This window comes from Mucilaginibacter sp. P2_A5 (assembly GCF_056404995.1).
Genome location: NZ_JBFUCY010000015.1, coordinates 39,547 through 61,794, shown reverse-complemented (window position 1 = coordinate 61,794; position 22,248 = coordinate 39,547). Strand labels below are relative to the sequence as shown.

Here is a 22,248-nt window from a genome sequence, read left to right as displayed (position 1 = left end):
GTCTTAAACTGATTTTGTATAAATTCTTGTTTATTTCGGATTTCGGATGTTGGATTTCGGATTTAATTCTCCGTTACCCTTTCCTCCATCGAAACGTTAATTTTTGATCTGAGATCTGAGACTTGAGATTTGAGATTTTAAAAAAATCCGAAATCGAAAATCCGAAATCCGAAATCAATTTAGTTCCAGGGAGCCGTACCTGATACGGTGATTCCCATACTACGGGCAGTACCTGCCACCATTTTCATGGCTGATTCTACAGTAAATGCATTTAAATCTACCATTTTATCTTTGGCTATAGTTTCAACCTGCTCCCAATTTACATTGGCAACTTTTTTACGGTTGGGTTCAGCCGAACCACTTTTTAAACCTGTAACTTCCAATAACTGGATTGCAACAGGAGGGGTTTTGATGATAAATTCGAAAGATTTGTCAACATAAACAGTAATCAAAACAGGCAACACTTTTCCAGCTTTATCCTGGGTACGTGCATTAAATTGCTTGCAAAACTCCATGATGTTCACACCTTTTGCACCCAATGCTGGGCCAATTGGAGGTGATGGGTTTGCGGCGCCGCCTTTAACCTGCAGCTTTACCATTGCACCGATCTCTTTTGCCATTTTAATTTACTTTAATTATAACTCAATGTTAGTAAGTGGAAGCTAAGTAACATTTAAGGTTTTTGAGGTATCAAGTAGTTAGTATCAAGTATCAAGACCTTTACCACCCTATCCTTATATTTTATTAATGTACCTTTCATTGTATCAGCCCTGCAAATCATCTTGCTACTTGATACTAACTACTTGATACTATTCTTTTTCTACCTGCATGTAATTCAATTCAAGCGGCGTACGGCGCCCGAATATCTTTACCATAACTTTTAATTTCTTTTTCTCTTCGTTAACTTCCTCGATAACACCGCTGAAGCCGTTGAATGGTCCGTCCATTACTTTTACGCTTTCGCCTATGTAGTAAGGTACGTTCATTGTTTCGCCCTGGGCGCTCATTTCATCAACCTTACCTAAAATACGGTTAACTTCGGCCTGGCGCAGTGGGATAGCATTACCGGCTTTATCGCCTAAAAATCCTATTACACTGTTTATATTTTTGATAATGTGCTCGGTTTCGCCATCCAATACAGCTTCCATTAACACATAACCCGGAAAATAGTTACGCTCTTTAGCAATCTTTTTCCCGTCGCGCATCTGGTAGTATTTCTCGGTAGGTATTAATACCTGCGGTACCAAATGCGTAATGCCCAAACGACTAATTTCGGCATCTATGTATTGTTTAACCTTTTTTTCTTTGCCGCTTATGGCCCTAACTACATACCATTTCAATTGATCACTCATCGTTATCTCCTAAATATTATGTAAGTGAACTATAAAATGCTTTAAGCAAATAAGCTATAATCTGGTCCATACCTAAAATAACCAGCGCAATAATAATTGCAGCAACCAATACCAATATGGCACTGCTTTGCAAGTCGCGCCAGGTTGGCCAGGTTACCTTTTCAGTTAACTCGATGTATGATTCTTTAATATATTCAGTTACGTTAGCCATCTTTAAACTTTGCTTATGCACGGGAACAAGGATTCGAACCCTGATCAAAGGTTTTGGAGACCTCTATTCTACCGTTGAACTATTCCCGTGTATATTTTATAATAAGAAAACATAAGTTTACTTTTTACAGTAAACTTATGTTTCCAATTAACCTTTTTGAAATTCTTATTTCAAAATTTCAGTTACCTGGCCAGCACCTACTGTTCTGCCACCTTCACGGATAGCGAAACGTAAGCCTTTTTCCATAGCGATAGCGTTGATCAATTTTACAGTGATGGTAACGTTATCACCTGGCATAACCATTTCTACACCTTCGGCCAATGAAATTTCACCGGTTACGTCAGTTGTACGAAAATAGAATTGCGGGCGGTATTTGTTGAAGAATGGAGTGTGACGGCCACCTTCTGCTTTTGATAATACGTATACTTCTGCTTTGAAATCAGTGTGTGGAGTTACTGAACCTGGTTTGCAAATAACCATACCACGACGGATATCAGTTTTTTCAATACCACGTAACAATAAACCTACGTTGTCACCAGCTTCGCCGCGATCAAGGATCTTACGGAACATCTCAACACCAGTTACAGTTGATTTCAAGTTTTCGGCACCCATACCAAGGATGTCAACTTGCTCACCTGAGTTGATTACACCACGCTCAATACGACCGGTAGCAACAGTACCACGACCAGTAATTGAGAATACGTCTTCAACAGGCATTAAGAAAGGAAGATCTGTCAAACGTGGAGGAATAGGGATAAAGTTATCAACAGCATCCATCAACTCCATGATTTTACCAACCCAGGTAGGATCGCCGTTAAGACCACCTAATGCAGAACCCTGGATTACTGGGATATCATCACCTGGATATTCGTAGAATGATAATAATTCACGAATTTCCATTTCTACTAATTCTAATAATTCCGGATCATCAACCATGTCAACCTTGTTCATGAAAACAACAAGTGCAGGTACACCTACCTGACGTGCCAACAGGATGTGTTCGCGGGTTTGTGGCATCGGACCATCAGTTGCAGCAACTACAATGATTGCACCGTCCATCTGAGCAGCACCTGTAACCATGTTTTTCACATAATCCGCGTGACCTGGACAGTCAACGTGAGCGTAGTGACGGTTAGCAGTTGAGTACTCAACGTGCGCGGTGTTAATTGTAATACCACGTTCTTTTTCTTCAGGAGCTGAGTCAATTGAATCAAATGAACGAGCTTCTGATAAACCTGCATCAGCTAAAACTTTAGTGATAGCTGCAGTAAGGGTTGTTTTGCCGTGGTCAACGTGACCGATTGTACCGATGTTTAAATGCGGTTTACTGCGGTCAAACTTTTCTTTTGCCATGATTTATAATTATTTGTAGGTTAATTTATACTTAAAAATGTATTCTTTATTATGTTTTATTCTGTTGAGCCAACAATGGGATTTGAACCCATGACCTCTTCCTTACCAAGGAAGTGCTCTACCCCTGAGCTACGTCGGCTTATTTTTTTAGTTTGCAGTTACCAGCTTTTAGTTTGCAGTTGTTAGTTAATGATAACTACAAACTGCCTACGGCCAACTGCCTTCTGTAACCGAGCGGAAGACGAGGTTCGAACTCGCGACCTATAGCTTGGAAGGCTATCGCTCTACCAACTGAGCTACTTCCGCTTGTTTATTTTCAGTTTGCGGTTTGCGGTTTGCGATTTTCAGTTGGCACCGTGCCTGCTGATCATACAATTCGTAAACCTTTTTTAATCAAGTTAGCAGTCCTCAATCATCTGATAACTTTAACTGCTATCTGAAAACTGAAAACTGCCTACTCAATAAGTGGGGAGAGAAGGATTCGAACCTTCGTAGCCGAAGCAGCGGATTTACAGTCCGCCCCATTTGACCGCTCTGGTATCTCCCCAGTTGTTGATTTCGGATTTGTGCTGTCCAAGATTGAAGCTAAACATCACACCTCCGAAAAAAACAGAGCCTCCTATCGGGATCGAACCAATGACCTACTGATTACAAGTCAGTCGCTCTACCAGCTGAGCTAAGGAGGCTTATTTTTTATTTTACTCTTTCAATTACCGTAACCCTGGGGGTTCCGTTTATCGAGCGGCAAAACTAATAAGTTTTTTATATTTTAAAGAACATTCTTTACAAAAATTTACAAGCTATTTTACTACGCTGGCACCTCTCTGAAAGGGATTGCAAATCTACAAAAAAATACCCCGCTGCAAAATTTTTTATCAAAAAAAATCGACGGGCTGTAAACCCGTCGATTTTAACCATAAAATGGCCTTTTTTATATTAAAACCCTTCTTCTACCTCGGTTAATATTACCTTTTTGGCAGCAGCATCGGCTATTGCTTTCTTCTGTTTATGCTTCTCAATCTGCTTGCGCAGGCTCTCAACCGCCAAGTCCGTCGCTTCTTCAAAACTTTTACACTTCTCTTTGGCAAAAATCTGGTTGCCTGGCAACAATAGTTTAATCTCGGCAATTTTATTTGCCTCATCTTCCACATTCTCAAGCTTTAAGTAAACCTCGCCACTTATAATATGGTCATAAAACGTATCCAGCTTATCAGCTTTCTTCTGAATAAAATCTAATAATTTCCTGTCTGCGGTAAAATGAATTGATTGCACTGTAATTTTCATGTTTCCTCCTTTAATTACGCCTTTGGATGGGCTTGTTTGTAAATAGACTTTAATCGTTCAACTGAATTGTGTGTATAAATTTGGGTGGCGCTAAGGTTAGCGTGCCCCAAAAGTTCTTTAATGGAGTTAAGGTCGGCCCCATTGTTGAGTAAGCTTGTAGCAAATGTGTGCCGCAGTACGTGCGGGCTTCTTTTTGTTTGGGTTGATATGTTAGAGAGGTATTTTTGCACTATCAAATAAATTAGTCGCCGATAAGCGTCGGTACCTTTACTTGTAACGATTAACATTACCGAAATGTTATGAAAATTTTGATTTTTCTTTAACTCCAGGTACCGGCCAAGCAATATCCGCAGTTCGGTATTGATAGGTATAATGCGTTCTTTATTGCGTTTGCCCAGCACTTTTATAGTGCCTTCATAATCGTTAATGTCACTGTCCTTCAGGCCCAGCAGCTCGGCAAGGCGTATGCCGGTGCCAAACAATAATTCAACCACCAGTTTGTTGCGCATGCCTTCAAAATCATCGTCGGCAACCATGTCGCTATCCAGCATTTGGGTAAGGCTAGCGCCCTCAACCACTACGGGCAAGTGTTTGGGTATTTTTTGCGAACGGATTTTTGATGCCGGGTTTTGGGTAATAACGCCCTCCTGTAGTAAAAATTTAAAATACTTGCGCAGGGTGGCCATTTTGCGGTTAACCGAACGGCCGGTTAATTTGTGGTCAATCATGCTCACCATCCAGTTGCGGATGTCATGATACGTAATTTGGCTGGGATGGGTAATTATGGGTTCGGGAACAACGGTGGCATTACCAGGGTTGTTGAGGAAGAGCATAAACTGATCCAGGTCTGATTGATAGGCCGATACGGTATGCGGAGAGTACCGTTTTTCGAACTTAATATATTGGATAAAACGCTCTAAAAACATAAAAACTATTTGAACATCCAGAGATTGAATGTACAAATAGTTTTAATATAGTGTTAAGAAAACTGAAAAATTCTTTTGACAGAATTAAACAGTAGTTTCTAAGTTCATATTTTGCTTGTAGATGGCATGTTTAACAACATGACGACGGGTTACAGATTTTTTTTCAAAAGCCTGGCGACTGCGTAGTTCTCTTAAAACACCTGTTTTTTCAAATTTCTTTTTGAAGCGTTTCAATGCTTTGTCTAATGATTCGCCGTCTTTTACGTTAATAATGATCATAATTTCCTAAATACCTCCTTTCAAGGGAGGGCAAAGTTAAGCACAAAGTTTTGAAAATCAAAGGGGGAAGATAAAATAGTTGATTGGGTTGATTAAGTAGGTAAATTTCTGCATGCCTGGCGATTTGGGATTTTGGCCGTCACATATTAAAAAGCTTATACGTTATTGTCTTATCTATCTAATATCTAAGGCTGGCTTGTCCTAATCATGCCTGGCTTGCTCCGCAAGTCAAAAGTTCTGTCAGAAAACAATGAGCCACCATTGAGATCTGTCGCAGTTCCATTTACCGGATAAAGTATGTTAGCAAAACGCTATCAATTTCAGGCAATTGTGTCATGTGTTGCCATGTTTAAGCTCGAAAATGTTAATTGGTATTAAACTGAACTACAGCCGATGTTGAGGTATTGTTTTTACTATCGCGGGTAACAACTTTCCAATAATATTGGGTTTTTACCACTATAGGAACGCCATCTAAACTTGTAGTGGTAACATTTTTTTTATAAAGCACGGGCGAGGCTGTTTTTCCAAAGTATACATCGTAATCAACAATATCGTTATCTGTATCACTGCCCTGCCAGCTAAGCTTTATAGCACCGGTAGCCGGCATGGTAATGTATAGGCCGCTTGCCGGACTTAAACTATCGGCCGGAAAAGGGGCATATGATATCAGGCCATCGCCCGAATTATAAAACTTCCAAACGTTGCTGTTAGTCGTGGTTGCTATCGCACTTGATTTTGAGGTAACATACCATGAATAAGGCGTATTCCTTGCCAGGGTAACAGTTACCTGCGATACGGTTGATGACTGCGTTGTGATTTCGGCTGTTAAAAGGTTTTTTATGGTAACATCATAGCTTTCGGTATTTTGAGCAGCTTTCCACTTTAATACAACCGAACTTTGTGTTGCCGATATTACATCGCCCGATATACAGGTTGAATTTTGAGCCGGAAAAACCAATTCAGCAGCCACCGGAGGTTTTACTTCGGGTTTTGGATCGGGCTTCTTGCTGCCGCAGCCTGTAAGCAGCAATAAAGCCACACCTGCGGTATAAATTAAATACTTCATTGTTTTACAATTTTAAATACAGCGTTTGTTTGGCCAAGGGTTAGCCTTAATATATATACCCCTTTAGCCAAAGCGGTCGTGTTGATGCTTATTTTGCCTCCATCATTATTTGTTTGGTCTTTGCTGTATACCCGCATACCAAAAACATTGCTTATCTCAACCTTAATATTGGTTTCTTCACTTCCGCCCAGGTCGATGTTTACATTATTGGTAAATGGATTTGGGTACACCGTTATCTTATTGAAATTTACAATCTTTTCAATTATACCCTGGCAAGGTTTTTCGCTATAAACTTTAAGTTTATTTATACCTGTGTTTAATGGCAGGTCTATCTGGGTGCTGTTGGTTTGGTAATGTTTATCATTTAATTCAATGTTGAAGCTATCGGCGCCCGATAAATTTAAAGTAAGTATATGGGTGGCCGGGTTAACAGCGGTATATAGCGAAAGGTCTTTAGGCTCGGTGATATTGGCATTATAACATCGTTGGTAATCAGCATTGCCGGTTACACTTAAACAAACGTTATAGGCGCCTGGTATTAAATTGCGAATACCGAGGGTATCGGTAAAAGAATAGCTTTTATTAAAGCCACCCGGCCCCGTAACTAAAGCTTTATAATTGAGCGACGCCAACGCCTTTACGCTAATTATACCGTTATTGCTGCCTTTGCAGCTAACCGCATTTATGAGCACTGTAAAATTATTTTCGGGCAGGGTAAACTCTTCCTTTTTAATAAATACGTTCATCGACGCTGATTTTTTAAGATTGAGCTTAGGGTTCGACTCTACAACTGTAACCGTACCTGTACCTGAGCTACCCCAGTTTATAGCCGCTGTATTGGCCGCAGGTTTAACAGCACTACTATTAGCCGCGGTAAAGCCATAAGTATTACCATCATGTATAGTTACGGCATACACCACGTTAATGGCATGGCTAAGCACTGTATCCGGACCTGTCACCTTAGGCTCAGGCATATCTTCCACATTTACGTTTAAAGTGCGGCTTTCGCCAACGCCGCAATTGTTATAAGGTGTAACTTGTAAAGCATATTGTCCGCCCTTTTTCCAGGCCACCGTAACCTGGTTGTTTTGGTACTCCACATTTGCCGCGCCGGATACCAGCCACCGGTATTTCGCATTGTTAATTGCCGGTACCGAATAAATTAATTTATTTGCAGCCGCTATGGTGGTATCGCCTGCTATATATCCTGCATTTACAGGTAGCTGGGGCAAATTATTATACTGTGCTATACTGCCTCTTACGCCGGTTAATAATAAATGCCCGTCATTGTAACGAAATCCCCATATCGTGCTCGATGACTGGTAAACAAGCAGCCAGGTTAAGCCGGCATCCGTCGATTCGTAAACTTCACTTACTGCGCCTGTACCGGTTTCATTCAGCAAATATGCCCGGGTGGCACTTATAAACTGAAATGCCGTTGTTGTTTGCCTCATGGTTGTATATACAGGGCTCCATGTTTCACCACCATCTGTAGTGCGGTATAACGAGCCGTCAATACTGCCGCCCATACCGGTTTTAGCGTCAAAAAAGCCAATCGAGGTTAAAATTATATCGTTGCCAATGTCTTTATCTTTCCAAGATGTACCGCCATCTGTTGTTTTTAAAAATTTCGATCCGATGCCAACAATATATCCTGTTTGCTGGTCAGGAAAAGTTATGCTAACCGTAGGATTCAGGGCTGGTTGCAATACCTTATTCCAGCTATTGCCACCATCAGCGGTTTTATACAAATTCTGGTCATTGAAATAAAAACCAATTTGCCGGTTATAAAAATAAATACCACGAATGGTCATGGTACTATCCGTGCTTATTTTAGTCCACGTTGCCGCCCCGTCAGTTGTTTTGTATACACTATGAATATCGGCATAAAATCCTGTGTTCTCGTCAATAAAATAGCTTCTTATAGAAGGGTAGTAGTACTCATGCTGTATATTTAAATTTTTCCAGGTAATACCCCCATCTGTTGTTTTAAAACTTTGTTCGCCTATAACGTAGCCGGTCCCGGATGCAAAAAAACTGCCACCATAATAATCGTAGTTGCCTATTGACGACCTGGTTTCCCAGTCTCCCGCATCCTTTTTTAGTAAGATAAGGCTCCCATGTTCAGATGTATAGCCTAAATCTGTACCATGCCCAACCGCACAAAACTTATTTCCTGCCTTATTAACTGCCAAACCTGCCACGAAACCATTACCAGTACTGCTACTGCCTTCTACGGCCCAGGTTTTTCCACCATCTGTTGTTTTAGACATGCTTCCGCCTACTATATAGCCAGTGGTTTCATTTATAAAGTTAAGCCGGTTTCCCCAGCCGCTTGTACTTACTGTACTTATGCGAGCCCAGGTTTTCCCGCCATCGGTTGTTTGCAACACATCACCGACAGTACTGCTAATATAACCGGTTTTGTTATTTACAAATACAACACTACTTAACGCGGTATTAAAGCCCAGGGATGCCAAAGTAATGTCTTCCCAGGTTTTACCCCCATCGGTAGTGTGAATTAATGTTTGTGATGTACCACATATAAAACCATTATTTTCATCAAGAAACCAGCCGCTGTTTAATACATTATAAGTTGAATAGTTTTTTTGCCAGCTGCGGCCACCATCTGTTGTTTTGTAAACACCATCGCCACCAAACGCATAACCGGTATTTGATGAAGGAAAATAAAAATTACTTACATATGGATAACTATTGCTTGGCGGCACCAATGGGAACCAGCTATCGCCGCCATCTTCTGTTTTGAGTATGGTATTGTAACCGCCTAAAATATATCCTGTTTTACTATCGGTAAACTGTATATGGTAAAAATCTGTCAGAACGCCGCTTTTAACAATTTTCCAGTTTTTACCATCGTCATCAGAAACTAAGATTTTACCCAATGTACCAACCGAAAACAGCCGTGAGCCAATATACGCTGCATCATTTAAAGAGTATACCATATTTTGAAATGCAGGGGCACACGCGGGGGCAGGTGCCGCATTTTGAATATCGGTAACCTGCACAGCAAATATCTTTTCAGTAGATGATGTTGTTCCTGCAGCCTTCACCCGTATAGTATACGTGCTTTTGTTTTTATAATTAAAACCCGATGTTGATTTAAGCTGCCCGCCTTCAATTTTAAAGCTGGCATTATCCGTATCGCCGGTTCCGGCTGTTAACTGAAACACGTATTTGGCTGTGTCATTTGCTATTTTAAATGAGCCTATAATTGTATTTATGGCGGCATTTTCGGCAATTGTGTTTTGACTTAGCGTAAACCCCTGGATAGTATCTTTAAATACAATTGCTTTAAAAAGCCCATTTGCGGGTGTATTTGTTTTTTTTGCCGTACCGGTTGCAATACCCGTTAAATTTGCGGTAAAATTTGTTTGCCCGCTATTATCGTTACTTTTTATAATGAGTGTAGCGCTTACATGCTCCTCCTTTCCCGGTGAGTATAATAAGTTCATATTGGCTGTTTTACCGGGCAACAGCGTTTTAGCCGGCGAGCCGTTAACATAAAAGGAATTGCCTGCGATACTTATTTCGCCAAACTCCAGCTCCTTATTGCCTAAATTTTTAACAGTTAGGGGCACAGTAATGGTGCTATCAGCTTTTGAGGCAAAGTTGCTTAAGCCACCCGTGGTTATTGTTTGATAATTTATAGTAACCTCCATTTGAGCGGCAGGTGCATTGCTCCAAAGCGTGTTTGCCCGGTACGCGGGGCTATTTATAAAATATAACTGCTTGCCTCCATCAAAAAGCTGATCGGGCCCGGCAGGCTGCTGCAACTCCACAATAGCTTTGCTGCCATCAAAACTGCATAATTGATTATTACCGTTAAAATATAATTTTTGATTGTAAACAATAGGTTTTACATCATAATTCATCGCGATTGTTGAAACCTGTAAAGTACCGGCTGCGGTGCCATCACTTGTCCATAAAGTATGATTGTCGCTTCCGGCAAAATAAAGCTTGTCTTTATAGGCCACAAAATTCAGTATGTTTGCACCGGTCAGGTGACTGGTCCACTTAAATGATTTTACGGCCACGGTGCCGGCTGCGGTTCCGTCGCTGGTCCACAACCCGTCCTGATCATCGTTACCATAATCAACACTACGGGCTCTGATACTGTAAAAAAGCTTAGTACCAACAGCTGTTATATTGTCAATTTCGGTAATACCATTATAATCATGTAGCAATACAGGCGTGTTATTTGCCGGATTTATTTTATATAACCTTATCTTGTAATGCTCATAAGTATAGCTCGTAAAAAAAACCAGCTCATTATTTACATTATGCAAGCCTTCAACAACACTATAATCATCAACCATAATTTTGGCTGTGCCGGCGGCAGTGCCGTCTGTGCGCCATATCGCGCCTCTGCCAATGTTAAAATATAGGGTATTACCCACCACAACCATCTGTGCGCCGGTTGGATAACCAAAGTCGAACACCTTAACAGTTCCGCCCGCGGTTCCATCAGTTTTCCATATACCATAATTATTACCATCATCGGTAGCTATAAAATACATAGCCCCTTTGTATAGCACGAAATTATTAGGTTGCGAACCGGGGTTAAAAAAATGTGCCGGGTTAATATCCTTAACCATAACAGTACCGTTTGCCGTACCGTCAGTTTGCCAAAGCTCGGCGCCGTTAATACCGTCGTTACCGGCAAAGTATACTTTATTGTTAAACGTGAAAATTGAACTTACAGTAAGAGAATTTACAAAAGCATCAATTGGTTTCACCAATGTGGTACCGCCGGGTGTGCCGTCAGTTTTCCAGATCCCCGAGCCTCCGTTACCATCATCGCCGATAAAAATTGTAATATCACCCAATTTGGCAAAAGGCCCCACCACAGATCCCATTTTTTTTACAAAGCTTTGAGAGAAAACAAAGTTGGTGATGATGAGTGTAAAAACACCAATTAAAGCGAGAACTTTCTTCAACATAGTACTGTAGTGATAAGGATTTGATAAAGTTGTGCTAATATAATAAAGAAACCATAACAATTAAACATTGTTATAATTTCCACACCCATATTCGGCCATAAATAACTAAAAAACAATCAATTGAATTAATGCATTGTTTTACGGTTTTCCATATCCAACAACTCATATTGTTAATTCAATCAACCGCTTCTTCCTTACGTAATGCATAAAGGCCGGCCTATCCTAAAAAAACATTTCGTGGCTACGTAGCATAACAAGTAAATAATACACTATGTATGCTCAAAAACCTGGCTGAGTGGATGTAGCAAATACTTAATTATCCTTTATCAATCAAGGTAACCTCGTCCCGACTTTGCTGCACCCCGAATTTAAGAATGCATTATTCAGGTAAACGGCATAAAAAAGTTATCTATTCCATACAGCAATGCCCTGACTGCAGCAAGATTATCAACAAGCTATATCTTTTCGCTTTTTATAGCCTTCCATTGCAAAACCATTACATAGCCAGACCATATAATGTGTTGCTCTGTTGGTGTAAATGAAGCTGACTGAGATAATTTATTATTCTTAAGATAATTCTTATTTGATTCTTTTTGCAGCACCATCCCTATTTTAAAAATCACAGGGCTATCTCCTTTTTTAGGAACCAAAACAACAACGTTTCTTACTATATACTGATGAGGCGGTACAATACAAGTTACCGTTGAGTTTTTATAGCAGATACCAGGGGCAAAAACCTTTAGATTCGGATTATTGGTTCGGTAAATATCCCACCAGGAACATGACATACAGAGATATCGTAAAGTATCGGCGGATGTATTGGTTAATTTTACCGGCACTTGTACATAATATTCTCTTGCACCGTCATAAAGACGGCCATGAAGTACTTCAACTTTACTTTGATCTACAGATAATACAAAACCACCTCCTGCCTGATGAGATGTAAAATACGCAATATTGCTGTGCGGCCGTAAAGAATCGGCAGCAGTTAAATTTGTAACATGGGTACCTTTCGGCCTGGAAAATAAACTTAAACTCTGACCATATCCGTGATTAACGGATACCAGCAAAACGAAGCCTATCAGAAAACGCTTTTTCAATCCTTAAATATAAAGGTTTGGAAAAGCGTTTTTAAACGTGAAATGTTATTTAATGTTAAATAACAAGGTCTACCTTGCGATATTTAATCAAGCGCATTCCTATTTTAAAGTTATCGCCACGAGTTAAAAAGTGTACTTCCCATGATCCAGAGGATCAAAAGCTTTGTAGCCAAAAGCAAAGTTCCGTGCTCCAGAGGAGCACCACCTACCTTTTTACCATGTTCATCAAATCAGCAATGGATTGTTTAGGATTTAGGCCGATAAACAAATGCATGTGGTCGGGCATATTGTTTATGGCGATCATTTTATGTCCGTTATTTTGAATAATCGCGGTCATATACAACCGTAAGCGCCCATCCCAATTTTCATTAAGCAAAGCTGCGCGATACTTAAAAGCAAATACAAAATGGATATATAATTGTGGATATGTATTATTTGTGGCCATTGTGACTAAGTTGAGCTCCTCTGGAGCTCTAAAATAGGGTTTATCTGGTTGCTACAAAGCTTTTGATCCTCTGGATCATACAATCAATTTTGTTGCGGGACAACCATTTACAGATCAACAAAATTGTTTCCAACCTTTATTTAATGTCAAACGCCGGGTAACGAAGCAAAAGCCCTACCACCCGGCATCCAAAAAATCTTGATACTTGATACTAACTACTTGATACTATTTTAAAACTTCCCTGCTTATCACAATCTTCTGTATCTCGCTCGTGCCCTCGCCTATGGTGCATAGTTTGGCGTCGCGGTAATATTTTTCAACCGGGAAATCTTTGGTATAACCGTAGCCGCCGAAGATCTGTACCGCCTCGGTGGCTGCACGTACTGCTGTTTCTGATGCAAAGTATTTAGCCATGGCCGATTGTTTTGTAACCGGCTTGTGGCGGTTTTTAAGGTCGGCAGCCTGCATAATCAACAGTTCCGATGCTTCAATTTCCGTAGCCATATCGGCCAGCTTAAAGGCTATGCCCTGGAAGTTACTTATAGGCTGGCCAAACTGCCTGCGTTCTTTAGAGTAAGCTACGGCTGCCTCGAAGGCGCCTTTAGCTATGCCTAATGATAAAGCTGCTATCGAAATTCGGCCGCCATCCAGCACCTTCATGGCTTGCTTAAAGCCTTCGCCTTCAACACCCAGCAGGTTTTCTTTAGGTACGTGGCAGTTATCAAATATCAGCTCGGTAGTTTCAGATGCACGCATACCCAGCTTATTCTCCTTTTTTCCATGGGTAAAGCCCGGCGTGCCTTTTTCAATAACCAGCGCCGAAATACCGTGCGAGTCGCCTTTGGCCCCGGTGCGTACCATTACCACGGCCACATCGCCGCTTTTACCGTGGGTTATCCAGTTTTTTGATCCGTTTACAATATAATGGTCGCCATCCAAAACGGCGGTGGTGTTCATGCCCAGCGCGTCCGATCCGGTGTTGGCCTCTGTAAGTCCCCAGGCGCCAAGCCACTCGCAGGTAGCCAGTTTGGGCAGCCATTTCATTTTTTGCTCTTCGCTGCCAAAAGCGAGGATATGGCCGGTACAAAGCGAATTATGCGCGGCTACCGATAAACCTATCGAACCGCAAACCTTGGCAATTTCTACAATAACCGTTACATACTCAAAATAGCCAAAGCCCGATCCGCCGTATTGCTCGGGCACCAGCACGCCCATCATGCCCAGCTCGCCAAGTTGTTTAAACAATTCAATGGGGAAGTGTTGCGCCTCGTCCCATTCCATAACATGAGGTTTAATATTGCGTTCGGCAAAATCTTTGGCCATCTGGCCCACCATACGTTGATTTTCGCTTGTAGAAAAGTCGAATCCATGCATCGCCGGATCGTCTGTAAATAAGGTTTCCATACTAATTTATATAACTGGTTATACAAATAAACGATTAAATTATAGGTAAAGTTTCATCAAAAACACCGCGTAATCATAGTACAAAATGGTATCCGGTATGAATAATAGGTTTAGTTTGAATAGGGTAGTTTTTGGGGGGCGAAAAGGAGGCAAAAATATTTTTAAGAAAAAATTCAATTCCGTCCTCGCGGGTCTCTTCAATGCTATTAATTAAGGAATTGACAGGCTGCTCCATCGGAGCAAAACATTTGTAGATACTTGTATTCAACATTTTTGCATGCCGTAGGTATGCTACATAAGTTCCGTACCTCTGGCACGGAACTTATTTTTCTATCTTTTCTACAAATGTTATAGCCCTATGGGGTTGAAAATGCTTAATTAATAGCACTGGAGAGACGCTTAGGGAGGCAGCAACCATAAGTCGATCGGATATTGTAAATTTTGTTACTTTTTTGAAATTATTTGTAGTTTTCTTTAGGCAAAAGTCTTGATACTTGATACTAACTACTTGATACTTGACAAGGGCGTTGCCTGCGGCCGGGCTCTATGCTCATACTGCACAGGCCTTAGCCGCATTGGCCGGTATCCGCGCCGATCCCTAACGCAAAAATTTGTCTGAACTCGGATTTGTCGGATTCATCAGATTTTTTGGATTTGATTTGCATGTTTGTAAACAACATATAGGACTACAATAAAAAAGTGTAAACTTTTTCAGGACGAGACAGATTTGAAAATCTGACAAATCCATTAATCTGCTTAATCCGGGTTCAGAAAAAAGCTCATCTGCAAGTCACTAAAAACCAAACAATTGATTATCAACAACATAGGTGTTCCACTATCTCATTTTTACAAACGCTAAGTAATTGATTATCAACACAAATAGTGTTCCAGCCGCTCCATGCGTTCCGCCCGTTCCGGTGGAACGCTTTGGTTGTTAATACTCCGCTAATACCACCAGGGTGTCGCTGATAGAAGCTATCCGCTCGCGGCCCTTTAAAAAGCCCAGTTCCACCACAAAGGAGAAGCCTGCTACTATGCCACCCATCTCTTCAATAAGCTCGCTGGCAGCAGTTACGGTACCGCCGGTAGCCAGCAGGTCGTCATGAATCAGGATGTGCTGGCCGGGTTCAAAAGCATCGGTATGGCACTCAATTACCGCTTCGCCATACTCCAGTTTATAGGCCTTACGCTTTATGGTATATGGCAGCTTGCCTGCCTTACGTATAGGCACAAAAGGAACGCCCAATTTAGAAGCCAGCGTAAGCCCAAATAAAAACCCGCGACTTTCTATCCCCGCAATCACATCTATTTTAGTACCTTTCAATTGCTCCACAAAAGCGTTAATAATATTATCGCACAGGGCAGGGTCTTTTAAAATCGGGGTTATATCCTTAAATATTATCCCCGGCTTCGGGAAATCGGGAATATCGCGGATGGCTTTCTTTATTTGCTCGGTAATCATTTAAAAACTAAATAAGGCCCAATTTTACGCAAAATTCCGTCATCAAGTATGGCAATATTTTTCATATCAGCTATCGATTCATAATCGCCGTGCTGGTTATGGTATTCTATGATGGCATTCATCTGCTTAAAGCTCAAATACGGAAAGCGTCTCAACTGGTCAAAGGTGGCGGTATTGACATTCAGTTTGGTAACATGGTTGCCATTTACGGTTACGCCGTTCTTTATTTCGGCATATTTGGTTTCGTCTAATCCAAATACTTCTTTTAGTTGCTCTTTACTGTAAAAACCACCAAGCCGCTCCCTGTACCTGATTATCCGCCGGGCAAACGATGGCCCTATCCCCCTAACCATGGTAAGCTTAGCCGAATCGGCGCTGTTAATGTCTATAATTTCGCCGGGCGCGGCTTTCTTTGTGTAATTATTGCCGGCCGGGAGGTTAATATAGGGTTCCAGGCGCTGATAATCGGCATCGCTTATGGAATAGATTTTTTTAACATCTTCCTTCGAATAAAACCTCCCGCCCCTGGCCTCATAGTTTTTTATGACCTTAACCTGATGCGGACTTAACCCAAGCTTTTCCCAACCTGCTTCGGGCAAATTATTGGGGTTAAATGTAAACAGTGTAGCATTCAATGGCTTTTTATAGCTTGCCGGGCCATTATCTTCGCCGTCGGCGCCGGCGGCTTTAGTTAGCATAGCAGCGGCTTTATCAAACTCATTAAAATTTATTGTATTATCTTTGCGGATGGTTTGATAAGCGTAAGGCGCCGCTAAGATCAATGCTATTAAAATAATCAATACTACCATTCCGTTCCATTCTTTTTTGGTTACCGAAAGATAGTTTTTTATAGGTGCCTTCATTTACAGCATTTATCAAACCGTAAATTAATAAAAATTTCAGGACACCTATTTGATAATTAATTCATCTATCTAAAAAATGAAAGTAATAACCACCGAAGAGTTCGCCAAAGCCACCAAACTGGATAAGCTGAAAATGCCTGGCCTGGCCGCTTTATTGATGGAAATAATGAAAATTAACCAGGTTAATGAGCTTTTTGCCCAGGCCCAGCCCAAGCAAGGCATCGAGTTTATAGATGCAATTTTAGCGGGCTGCGGCATCGATATAGAATTTGACGAGCGCGACCTGAGGCACATTCCCAAAACAGGCAGCTTTATAGCTATCGCCAATCACCCTTACGGTGGAATTGAAGGCCTGGTGTTGTTAAAAATGTTATTGACCGTAAGGCCGGATGCTAAACTGATGGCCAACTTCCTCCTCAAAAAAATCCCAAACCTAAGCGACTTTTTTATTGCCGTAAACCCGTTTGAAAATGTTGAACATTCATCAAGCATCAGCGGCCTAAAAAACACGCTCGAACTATTAAACACGGGTACGCCGATAGGCATATTCCCCGCCGGCGAGGTATCTACCTTTAAGGTAGAGCAGCAGCAGGTAACCGACCGTTTATGGCACCCCGTGGTAGGTAAAATTATAGCCAAGGCCAAGGTGCCCGTTGTCCCCATTTACTTCCACGGTAACAACGGCTTATTGTTTAACCTGCTTAGCCTGATACACCCTGCCCTGCGCACCGCCAAGCTCCCGTCCGAATTATTTAACAAGCACGGCCATACCATTAAACTGCGCATAGGCAAGCCTATCAATATATTGGGTGTACCCGATTATAACAACAGCGCCAAACTGCTCAATTTTTTACGGGCCCGCACCTATGCCTTGGGTACCGGGCTTGAAGAGGAAAAGAAGATTTTTAGCCCCCGTAACCTTTTTAAAATAAAACGGCAGCCAAAGGATATTGTACCCGAAATAAGCGCCAATATTCTTGAAAAAGAGGTTGCGCCCCTGCGTGAAAATTATAAGGTATGGACTGAAAAAAACTATGAGGTATTTATTGTGCCTACTTCACTAATTCCGAATGTTATCCGCGAGATTGGCCGCCTGCGCGAAATAACCTTCCGGGAAATTGGCGAAGGCAGTAACAAGGCTATCGACCTGGATGAATACGATATTTACTACAACCACCTGTTTATATGGGATTTTGAGGCCAAACTTATAGTGGGGGCCTACCGTATTGGTTTGGGCGACGAGATATTTTACAGTGTAGGCAAAACAGGTTTTTACCTTAACGAACTGTTTAAGTTAAAAGCCCAGTTTACCCCCGTGCTGCGCAAAAGTTTAGAACTTGGGCGTTCATGGATCCGCAAGGAATACCAGACTAAGCCCTTACCACTGTTTTTACTTTGGAAAGGAATCCTGAAATTCCTCATCGATAACCCAAGGTATCGCTACCTGATAGGGCCGGTAAGTATCAGTAACTCTTTCTCTAAATTTTCCAAATCGCTCATCGTTGATTACATTAACCGCAACCACTTTGATCATGAGCTGGCGCAATATGTAAAGCCACGCAAAAAATTCAAAGTTGATTTTTCGAGCATCGATACCGACTTGCTCATGGCCGGCGAAGACAGCTTTAAGGGCCTGGATAACCTGATATCCGAAGTAGAAACCCGGAACATGAAAGTTCCCGTACTGCTACGTCAGTATATCGCGCTCAACGCCAAGATCATCAGCTTTAACATCGACCCTAAATTTGCCGATTGCCTGGATGGATTCCTGGTGCTTGACCTGGAACAGGTGCCGCAGGATATATTGGAAAAGCTGGGTAAAAACTTGTAAGGTAGCATTTCATAATACTATCCATCTCAAACACTCCATTGGCCTCCAGTGGAGTGTTTTTTGTTTAATACATGGTTGCCCTGCAGCAAAATTATGCCCCGAATGCCCCGGATGAACCGCTTTGAAATGCCCGAAAGATCATGTAGGCAACAAGCTCCAACTAAAGATGCCTGCGTCATACAAAAGGTACTTAAATACAAAACGTCCCTGCCAGGTAACCGGCAGGGACGTTTTGTATATTAACTATGTTGTTTGGCTTTTAAAATCCATAACGGATACCAAATTGCATTTGCCAGCGTGAAGCAAACAAATCAACCGAATAAGGCAATCCTGGATCCTGGAATGTATATTTAGGATAAGTTGTTGCCATATTAGCAAATGACGGCGTTGTTTTTGGCGTTAAGCCGATGCTTGATGTTGAATTGAATGTGTTGGCCGAGAAATAATACTGACCCCATTTTTTATTCAGCAAGTTGGTAAGGTTAACAATATCGTAGGTAAATGTAATAACCTGTTTGTGTTTACCACCAAATTTAAAGTCTTGCGAAAAACGGAAATCTAATTGATTATTCCATGGCGTAAAGGCTGCATTACGTTGGGTAAAGTTACCACGACGTGACGACAGGTAGCTGTTTTTATCAATGAAAGCATCAAAAGCAGCAGCTTGCTGAGCGGCTGTTTGTCCGCCAACTACATCGCTAAAGAAGTTTACAGTTTCACCTTGTTTAGGGATATAAGCTAAGCTAACTTGTTGTCCTGTTCCGTCGATAGCACTTGGGTAAAAACCGTAAGTGTAAGGGTTACCAGATTGTGCGCTAAAGAAGAAGGTAAAGTTTGCAGTATAGTTTTTAGCAGCATCCCAATCGTGCCTTAAGTTAAGGTTGGATACGATACGGTGACGGATATCAAAGTTTGAATTGGCTAAACCCGGGTTGTTAGGGTTTAAAGCCTGGTTTAACTGCCAGTTTGACTCCATTGAGTTACGGATACCATTGGTTACATCTTTTGAATGACCATAAGTATAGGCAACATTACCACTTAAGCCAAACGGAAAGGTTTTACCAACCTGTGCTGTAATGCTGTAACGATAACCCAGGCTTGTGTTTGATAACTCGTAAGCATTGGTATATGACTGGCTAACTTTGGCTAGATTTGAACCATTTGCCGCAGTACCGGTTAAAAATATTGGCTGTTGTTTTTTGGTATCGTAAGTATAATATGTTACACTATCTGTAGTATTAACCTGCTGAAACTTTAAATCGTGGATTGTTTTGGTGTAGATACCTTCTAATGTGAATTTCCACTGATCATCTGTTGTATAATCAAAAGCTAAACTGCTTCTCCAAACTTGCGGCATTTTAAATTTGTTGTCAATTAAGTCAACCTGGGTTGGGCCTGTAGCTGCTGTATTAAAGCCCTGGGCGTTAACATAATCTAAACGGCCGTTAGGAGATGTAGAAACCGGGTTTGTACCTGCTTTTTGAGCAGATTTGCTATCATAAGCGCCATAAGTTGCGCCATTGTTGTAAAACGCGTAACCAAACCATGCAAACGGTACACGACCTGTAAAGAAACCGCTGCCACCACGTACAATCAGGCTCTGATCGCCATTTACATCATAATTAAATGATACACGCGGGTTAATCTCGATATTGTTCAAATAGTTTTGTTTGATATCGCGTGGTTTAGTGTAGGTAAAGGTATTACCGTAGTGGGGATCTGCCACTGCACCTGTTGTTTTGTCGCTTAAAGGTTGTTTGTTTGGTATACCGGCATAATCAAGACGTAAGGCTGCAGTCAATTTAAAATTATCTGTCAGTTGAATTTCGTCCTGGCCATATAAACTTAACAAGTTAACATTAAACTTAGCAGATGGATTATCTAAAATATAATCGCGGCTGTTGTTGGTGTAGTTGAAGTTTGTACGTACACGTGAGGGACTGTTAGCGATAAATTTTTCGATGCTGCTGTAAGCAACGCGGCCGTTCCATGAGTTTACAAAGTTGTAAGTGATATTATAAAACTCATTGTGTGTACCAAAAGTAAAGGTGTGTTTACCTTTTGTTAAAGTAAAGTTATCAGTAAACTCGGCAGTTTTTTGGTGCATATCAAATATGGCAGCCTCACGGTCGGTACCCATAAATATGGTGGTGCCTGGTGTGCGGCCGGTGATCTCGATTTGTGGCAATGACGGATCAACTGTCGGATCGCGGTAATCATGTACGTTTGAGTAACCGATAACTAAACTGTTACTCGCGCTGTTTGAAAACCTTGACTTTAACTCCGCAACGGTAGAAGTTGAGTTATTATGCGATACGTAATCGATGCCACCGAAACGGAAGTTTTGCTGGTCGCGCTCTAAGTTAGTAGCCGTTGAACTGATGGTGTTGTTACGGATAGTTAACTGGTTGTTATCATTTATATTCCAATCCAAACGGTTAAAGAATTTGTTTGAACGCGAGTAGATATATGTATCGTGATAAGTACCGGGATCAATACCTTTGGGATGGTTAGCATCAGTTGTAAATAGCATGAATGCATTAACCAGTTTGTCAGCATCCTCTTTGCTCAATATCTGAGTTGAGCCGCTTGCATCTGCACCACGGATAACGGGATCCTGGCGGCGGGCAATTTCTTCATTGGTAAAGAAGAATAATTTATTTTTAATGATAGGGAAACCTAAACGGATACCAGCCTGGTAATCATGAAAGCTTGAAGGTAGTTTTGAACCATCGCCACCGGCAGCAGCAGCTGCATTGTTAGGACCCACTAGAAAAGCACCACGGCCATAGCCGTAAACGGCACCTGAAAAATCATTAGTACCGCTGCGGGTTACAGCATTGATACTACCACCCAATACGTTACCGATTTTAATATCATAAGGCGCAACCAACACCTGGATATCCTGGATGGCATCCAATGATACCGGGCTTGTACGGGTACTGCTGCCTACCTGGCCCGATGCATTGCTTTGGCCGCCTAATGAAGGGCTAAAACCAATCGCGTCGTTATTGATGGCTCCATCAAGCGTTACGTTATTGTAACGATAGTTTGTTCCCTGGAAAGAGTTGTTATTGCTTTGTGGCGTTAACCTGGTTAAATCCTGCAGGCTACGGTTAATTGTGGGCAGGTTTTTAATTTGGTTTTGGTTAATGCGGGTGCTTGCACCAGTTTTGGTACCACCTGCAGTGCCCTTAATCTTTACTTCCGATAAAGTTGTAGTTTCTTCGGCAAGGGCGAAATTTAAGGTTGTTGTACCTAAACTTAAGTTGATATCTGCTCTTTCATCTTTTTTAAACCCGATAAAAGAAGCAGTGATGGTGTAGGGGCCACCCGGATTAACGTTGGCAATTGTGTAACGGCCTTCGGAGTTAGTTTGTGAGCCGTAACGGGTACCGGTGCTTGTGTTAAGTACGGTAATGGTTACACCAGGCAACGTAACGCCCTTTTGGTCGGTAACTTTTCCGCTTACTAACGAGGTGGTAATCTGCGCGCTGGCAACATTAACAGCCCCAATAAGCAGCAGTGATAAAAGAATAAAGTATAGCTTTTTCATTTGTGTTTATTTTGAACACAAAGGTGAAGCTGTAATGTTAATTTAAGATTAACACTGTATTATTATATTAACACCTGTTTAATGTATTACTAAATTTAAACCCATAAAATCACGGCCTTGTTAATATTTCGTTTATTAACGGTTAAATGTACACC

16 protein-coding genes and 5 tRNA genes are annotated in these 22,248 nt (G+C 41.4%); 1 reads left to right on the top strand and 20 read right to left on the bottom strand.

Annotated features, from left to right (window positions below; translation table 11 throughout):
• Positions 1 to 179: 179 nt before the first annotated feature.
• The 19 genes from rplK to AC1DXF_RS14545 all read right to left on the bottom strand — a co-directional run bounded on the left by rplK (position 180) and on the right by AC1DXF_RS14545 (position 16,706).
• Entirely contained in the window at positions 180 to 620 is a 441-nt protein-coding gene (rplK, locus tag AC1DXF_RS14635) for a 50S ribosomal protein L11 (protein ID WP_090642959.1), read from the bottom strand.
• 189 nt (positions 621 to 809) lie between these two features.
• On the bottom strand, positions 810 to 1,352 hold the full coding sequence (nusG, locus tag AC1DXF_RS14630) for a transcription termination/antitermination protein NusG (RefSeq protein WP_290324705.1): 543 nt from the start codon (positions 1,350 to 1,352) through the stop codon (positions 810 to 812).
• A 16-nt stretch (positions 1,353 to 1,368) separates the two neighbouring features.
• On the bottom strand, positions 1,369 to 1,563 hold the full coding sequence (gene secE, locus AC1DXF_RS14625; RefSeq protein ID WP_477449468.1) for a preprotein translocase subunit SecE: 195 nt from the start codon (positions 1,561 to 1,563) through the stop codon (positions 1,369 to 1,371).
• Between the two features lie 18 nt (positions 1,564 to 1,581).
• Positions 1,582 to 1,652, bottom strand: a tRNA-Trp gene (locus tag AC1DXF_RS14620).
• A 76-nt stretch (positions 1,653 to 1,728) separates the two neighbouring features.
• Positions 1,729 to 2,916, bottom strand: a complete 1,188-nt coding sequence (gene tuf / locus AC1DXF_RS14615; RefSeq protein WP_090642950.1) for an elongation factor Tu — start codon at positions 2,914 to 2,916, stop codon at positions 1,729 to 1,731.
• 67 nt (positions 2,917 to 2,983) lie between these two features.
• Positions 2,984 to 3,055 (bottom strand) — tRNA-Thr (locus AC1DXF_RS14610).
• Positions 3,056 to 3,149: 94 nt separating this feature from the next.
• Positions 3,150 to 3,222: transfer RNA gene (locus AC1DXF_RS14605), tRNA-Gly, on the bottom strand.
• Positions 3,223 to 3,382: 160 nt separating this feature from the next.
• Positions 3,383 to 3,463: transfer RNA gene (locus tag AC1DXF_RS14600), tRNA-Tyr, on the bottom strand.
• A 66-nt stretch (positions 3,464 to 3,529) separates the two neighbouring features.
• A tRNA-Thr gene (locus AC1DXF_RS14595) sits at positions 3,530 to 3,602 on the bottom strand.
• A 250-nt stretch (positions 3,603 to 3,852) separates the two neighbouring features.
• Positions 3,853 to 4,200: a ribosome hibernation-promoting factor, HPF/YfiA family gene (gene hpf / locus AC1DXF_RS14590; RefSeq protein ID WP_090642946.1), complete on the bottom strand. Its 348-nt coding sequence runs from the start codon at positions 4,198 to 4,200 to the stop codon at positions 3,853 to 3,855.
• 14 nt (positions 4,201 to 4,214) lie between these two features.
• Positions 4,215 to 5,162, bottom strand: a complete 948-nt coding sequence (locus tag AC1DXF_RS14585; RefSeq protein ID WP_477449467.1) for a tyrosine-type recombinase/integrase — start codon at positions 5,160 to 5,162, stop codon at positions 4,215 to 4,217.
• A 48-nt stretch (positions 5,163 to 5,210) separates the two neighbouring features.
• Entirely contained in the window at positions 5,211 to 5,405 is a 195-nt protein-coding gene (rpsU, locus tag AC1DXF_RS14580; protein ID WP_090642938.1) for a 30S ribosomal protein S21, read from the bottom strand.
• A 364-nt stretch (positions 5,406 to 5,769) separates the two neighbouring features.
• A complete protein-coding gene (locus AC1DXF_RS14575) occupies positions 5,770 to 6,471 on the bottom strand; it encodes a hypothetical protein (RefSeq protein WP_477449466.1) in 702 nt (233 codons plus the stop codon).
• The gene (locus tag AC1DXF_RS14570; protein WP_477449465.1) at positions 6,468 to 11,432 is read right to left on the bottom strand and encodes a YCF48-related protein; all 4,965 of its coding nucleotides are present in this window, start codon (positions 11,430 to 11,432) and stop codon (positions 6,468 to 6,470) included. The genes AC1DXF_RS14575 and AC1DXF_RS14570 overlap by 4 nt, the downstream gene beginning before the upstream one ends.
• A 455-nt stretch (positions 11,433 to 11,887) precedes the next feature.
• On the bottom strand, positions 11,888 to 12,532 hold the full coding sequence (locus tag AC1DXF_RS14565) for a hypothetical protein (protein ID WP_477449464.1): 645 nt from the start codon (positions 12,530 to 12,532) through the stop codon (positions 11,888 to 11,890).
• Between the two features lie 205 nt (positions 12,533 to 12,737).
• Complete coding sequence (tnpA, locus tag AC1DXF_RS14560; RefSeq protein WP_477449463.1) at positions 12,738 to 12,977, bottom strand: IS200/IS605 family transposase; 240 nt, start codon at positions 12,975 to 12,977, stop codon at positions 12,738 to 12,740.
• Positions 12,978 to 13,202: 225 nt separating this feature from the next.
• Positions 13,203 to 14,381 (bottom strand): acyl-CoA dehydrogenase, encoded by a 1,179-nt coding sequence (locus AC1DXF_RS14555; RefSeq protein WP_477449462.1) that lies wholly within the window; start codon positions 14,379 to 14,381, stop codon positions 13,203 to 13,205.
• Positions 14,382 to 15,315: 934 nt separating this feature from the next.
• Positions 15,316 to 15,843 carry an adenine phosphoribosyltransferase gene (locus AC1DXF_RS14550; RefSeq protein WP_477449461.1) on the bottom strand — a complete coding sequence of 176 codons (528 nt, stop codon included), beginning with the start codon at positions 15,841 to 15,843 and terminating at the stop codon, positions 15,316 to 15,318.
• Positions 15,840 to 16,706: a ComEA family DNA-binding protein gene (locus AC1DXF_RS14545; RefSeq protein WP_477449460.1), complete on the bottom strand. Its 867-nt coding sequence runs from the start codon at positions 16,704 to 16,706 to the stop codon at positions 15,840 to 15,842. The genes AC1DXF_RS14550 and AC1DXF_RS14545 overlap by 4 nt, the downstream gene beginning before the upstream one ends.
• A gap of 76 nt (positions 16,707 to 16,782) precedes the next feature.
• On the opposite strand from AC1DXF_RS14545, the gene AC1DXF_RS14540 reads away from it, so the two are divergent.
• Positions 16,783 to 18,537, top strand: coding sequence for a lysophospholipid acyltransferase family protein (locus AC1DXF_RS14540; protein ID WP_477449459.1), 1,755 nt, complete (start codon positions 16,783 to 16,785; stop codon positions 18,535 to 18,537).
• Positions 18,538 to 18,796: 259 nt separating this feature from the next.
• Here AC1DXF_RS14540 and AC1DXF_RS14535 read toward each other — a convergent pair whose 3' ends face one another.
• The gene (locus AC1DXF_RS14535) at positions 18,797 to 22,093 is read right to left on the bottom strand and encodes a TonB-dependent receptor (protein WP_477449458.1); all 3,297 of its coding nucleotides are present in this window, start codon (positions 22,091 to 22,093) and stop codon (positions 18,797 to 18,799) included.
• Positions 22,094 to 22,248: the final 155 nt, after the last annotated feature.

What these genes read in the sequence shown, in the direction of transcription:
- rplK (WP_090642959.1), bottom strand. Translation starts at nt 620, where the DNA reads ATGGCAAAAGAGATCGGTGCAATGGTAAAGCTGCAGGTTAAAGGCGGC.
- nusG (WP_290324705.1), bottom strand. Translation starts at nt 1,352, where the DNA reads ATGAGTGATCAATTGAAATGGTATGTAGTTAGGGCCATAAGCGGCAAA.
- secE (WP_477449468.1), bottom strand. Translation starts at nt 1,563, where the DNA reads ATGGCTAACGTAACTGAATATATTAAAGAATCATACATCGAGTTAACT.
- tuf (WP_090642950.1), bottom strand. Translation starts at nt 2,916, where the DNA reads ATGGCAAAAGAAAAGTTTGACCGCAGTAAACCGCATTTAAACATCGGT.
- hpf (WP_090642946.1), bottom strand. Translation starts at nt 4,200, where the DNA reads ATGAAAATTACAGTGCAATCAATTCATTTTACCGCAGACAGGAAATTA.
- rpsU (WP_090642938.1), bottom strand. Translation starts at nt 5,405, where the DNA reads ATGATCATTATTAACGTAAAAGACGGCGAATCATTAGACAAAGCATTG.
- AC1DXF_RS14575 (WP_477449466.1), bottom strand. Translation starts at nt 6,471, where the DNA reads ATGAAGTATTTAATTTATACCGCAGGTGTGGCTTTATTGCTGCTTACA.
- AC1DXF_RS14570 (WP_477449465.1), bottom strand. Translation starts at nt 11,432, where the DNA reads ATGTTGAAGAAAGTTCTCGCTTTAATTGGTGTTTTTACACTCATCATC.
- tnpA (WP_477449463.1), bottom strand. Translation starts at nt 12,977, where the DNA reads ATGGCCACAAATAATACATATCCACAATTATATATCCATTTTGTATTT.
- AC1DXF_RS14555 (WP_477449462.1), bottom strand. Translation starts at nt 14,381, where the DNA reads ATGGAAACCTTATTTACAGACGATCCGGCGATGCATGGATTCGACTTT.
- AC1DXF_RS14550 (WP_477449461.1), bottom strand. Translation starts at nt 15,843, where the DNA reads ATGATTACCGAGCAAATAAAGAAAGCCATCCGCGATATTCCCGATTTC.
- AC1DXF_RS14545 (WP_477449460.1), bottom strand. Translation starts at nt 16,706, where the DNA reads ATGAAGGCACCTATAAAAAACTATCTTTCGGTAACCAAAAAAGAATGG.
- AC1DXF_RS14540 (WP_477449459.1), top strand. Translation starts at nt 16,783, where the DNA reads ATGAAAGTAATAACCACCGAAGAGTTCGCCAAAGCCACCAAACTGGAT.
- AC1DXF_RS14535 (WP_477449458.1), bottom strand. Translation starts at nt 22,093, where the DNA reads ATGAAAAAGCTATACTTTATTCTTTTATCACTGCTGCTTATTGGGGCT.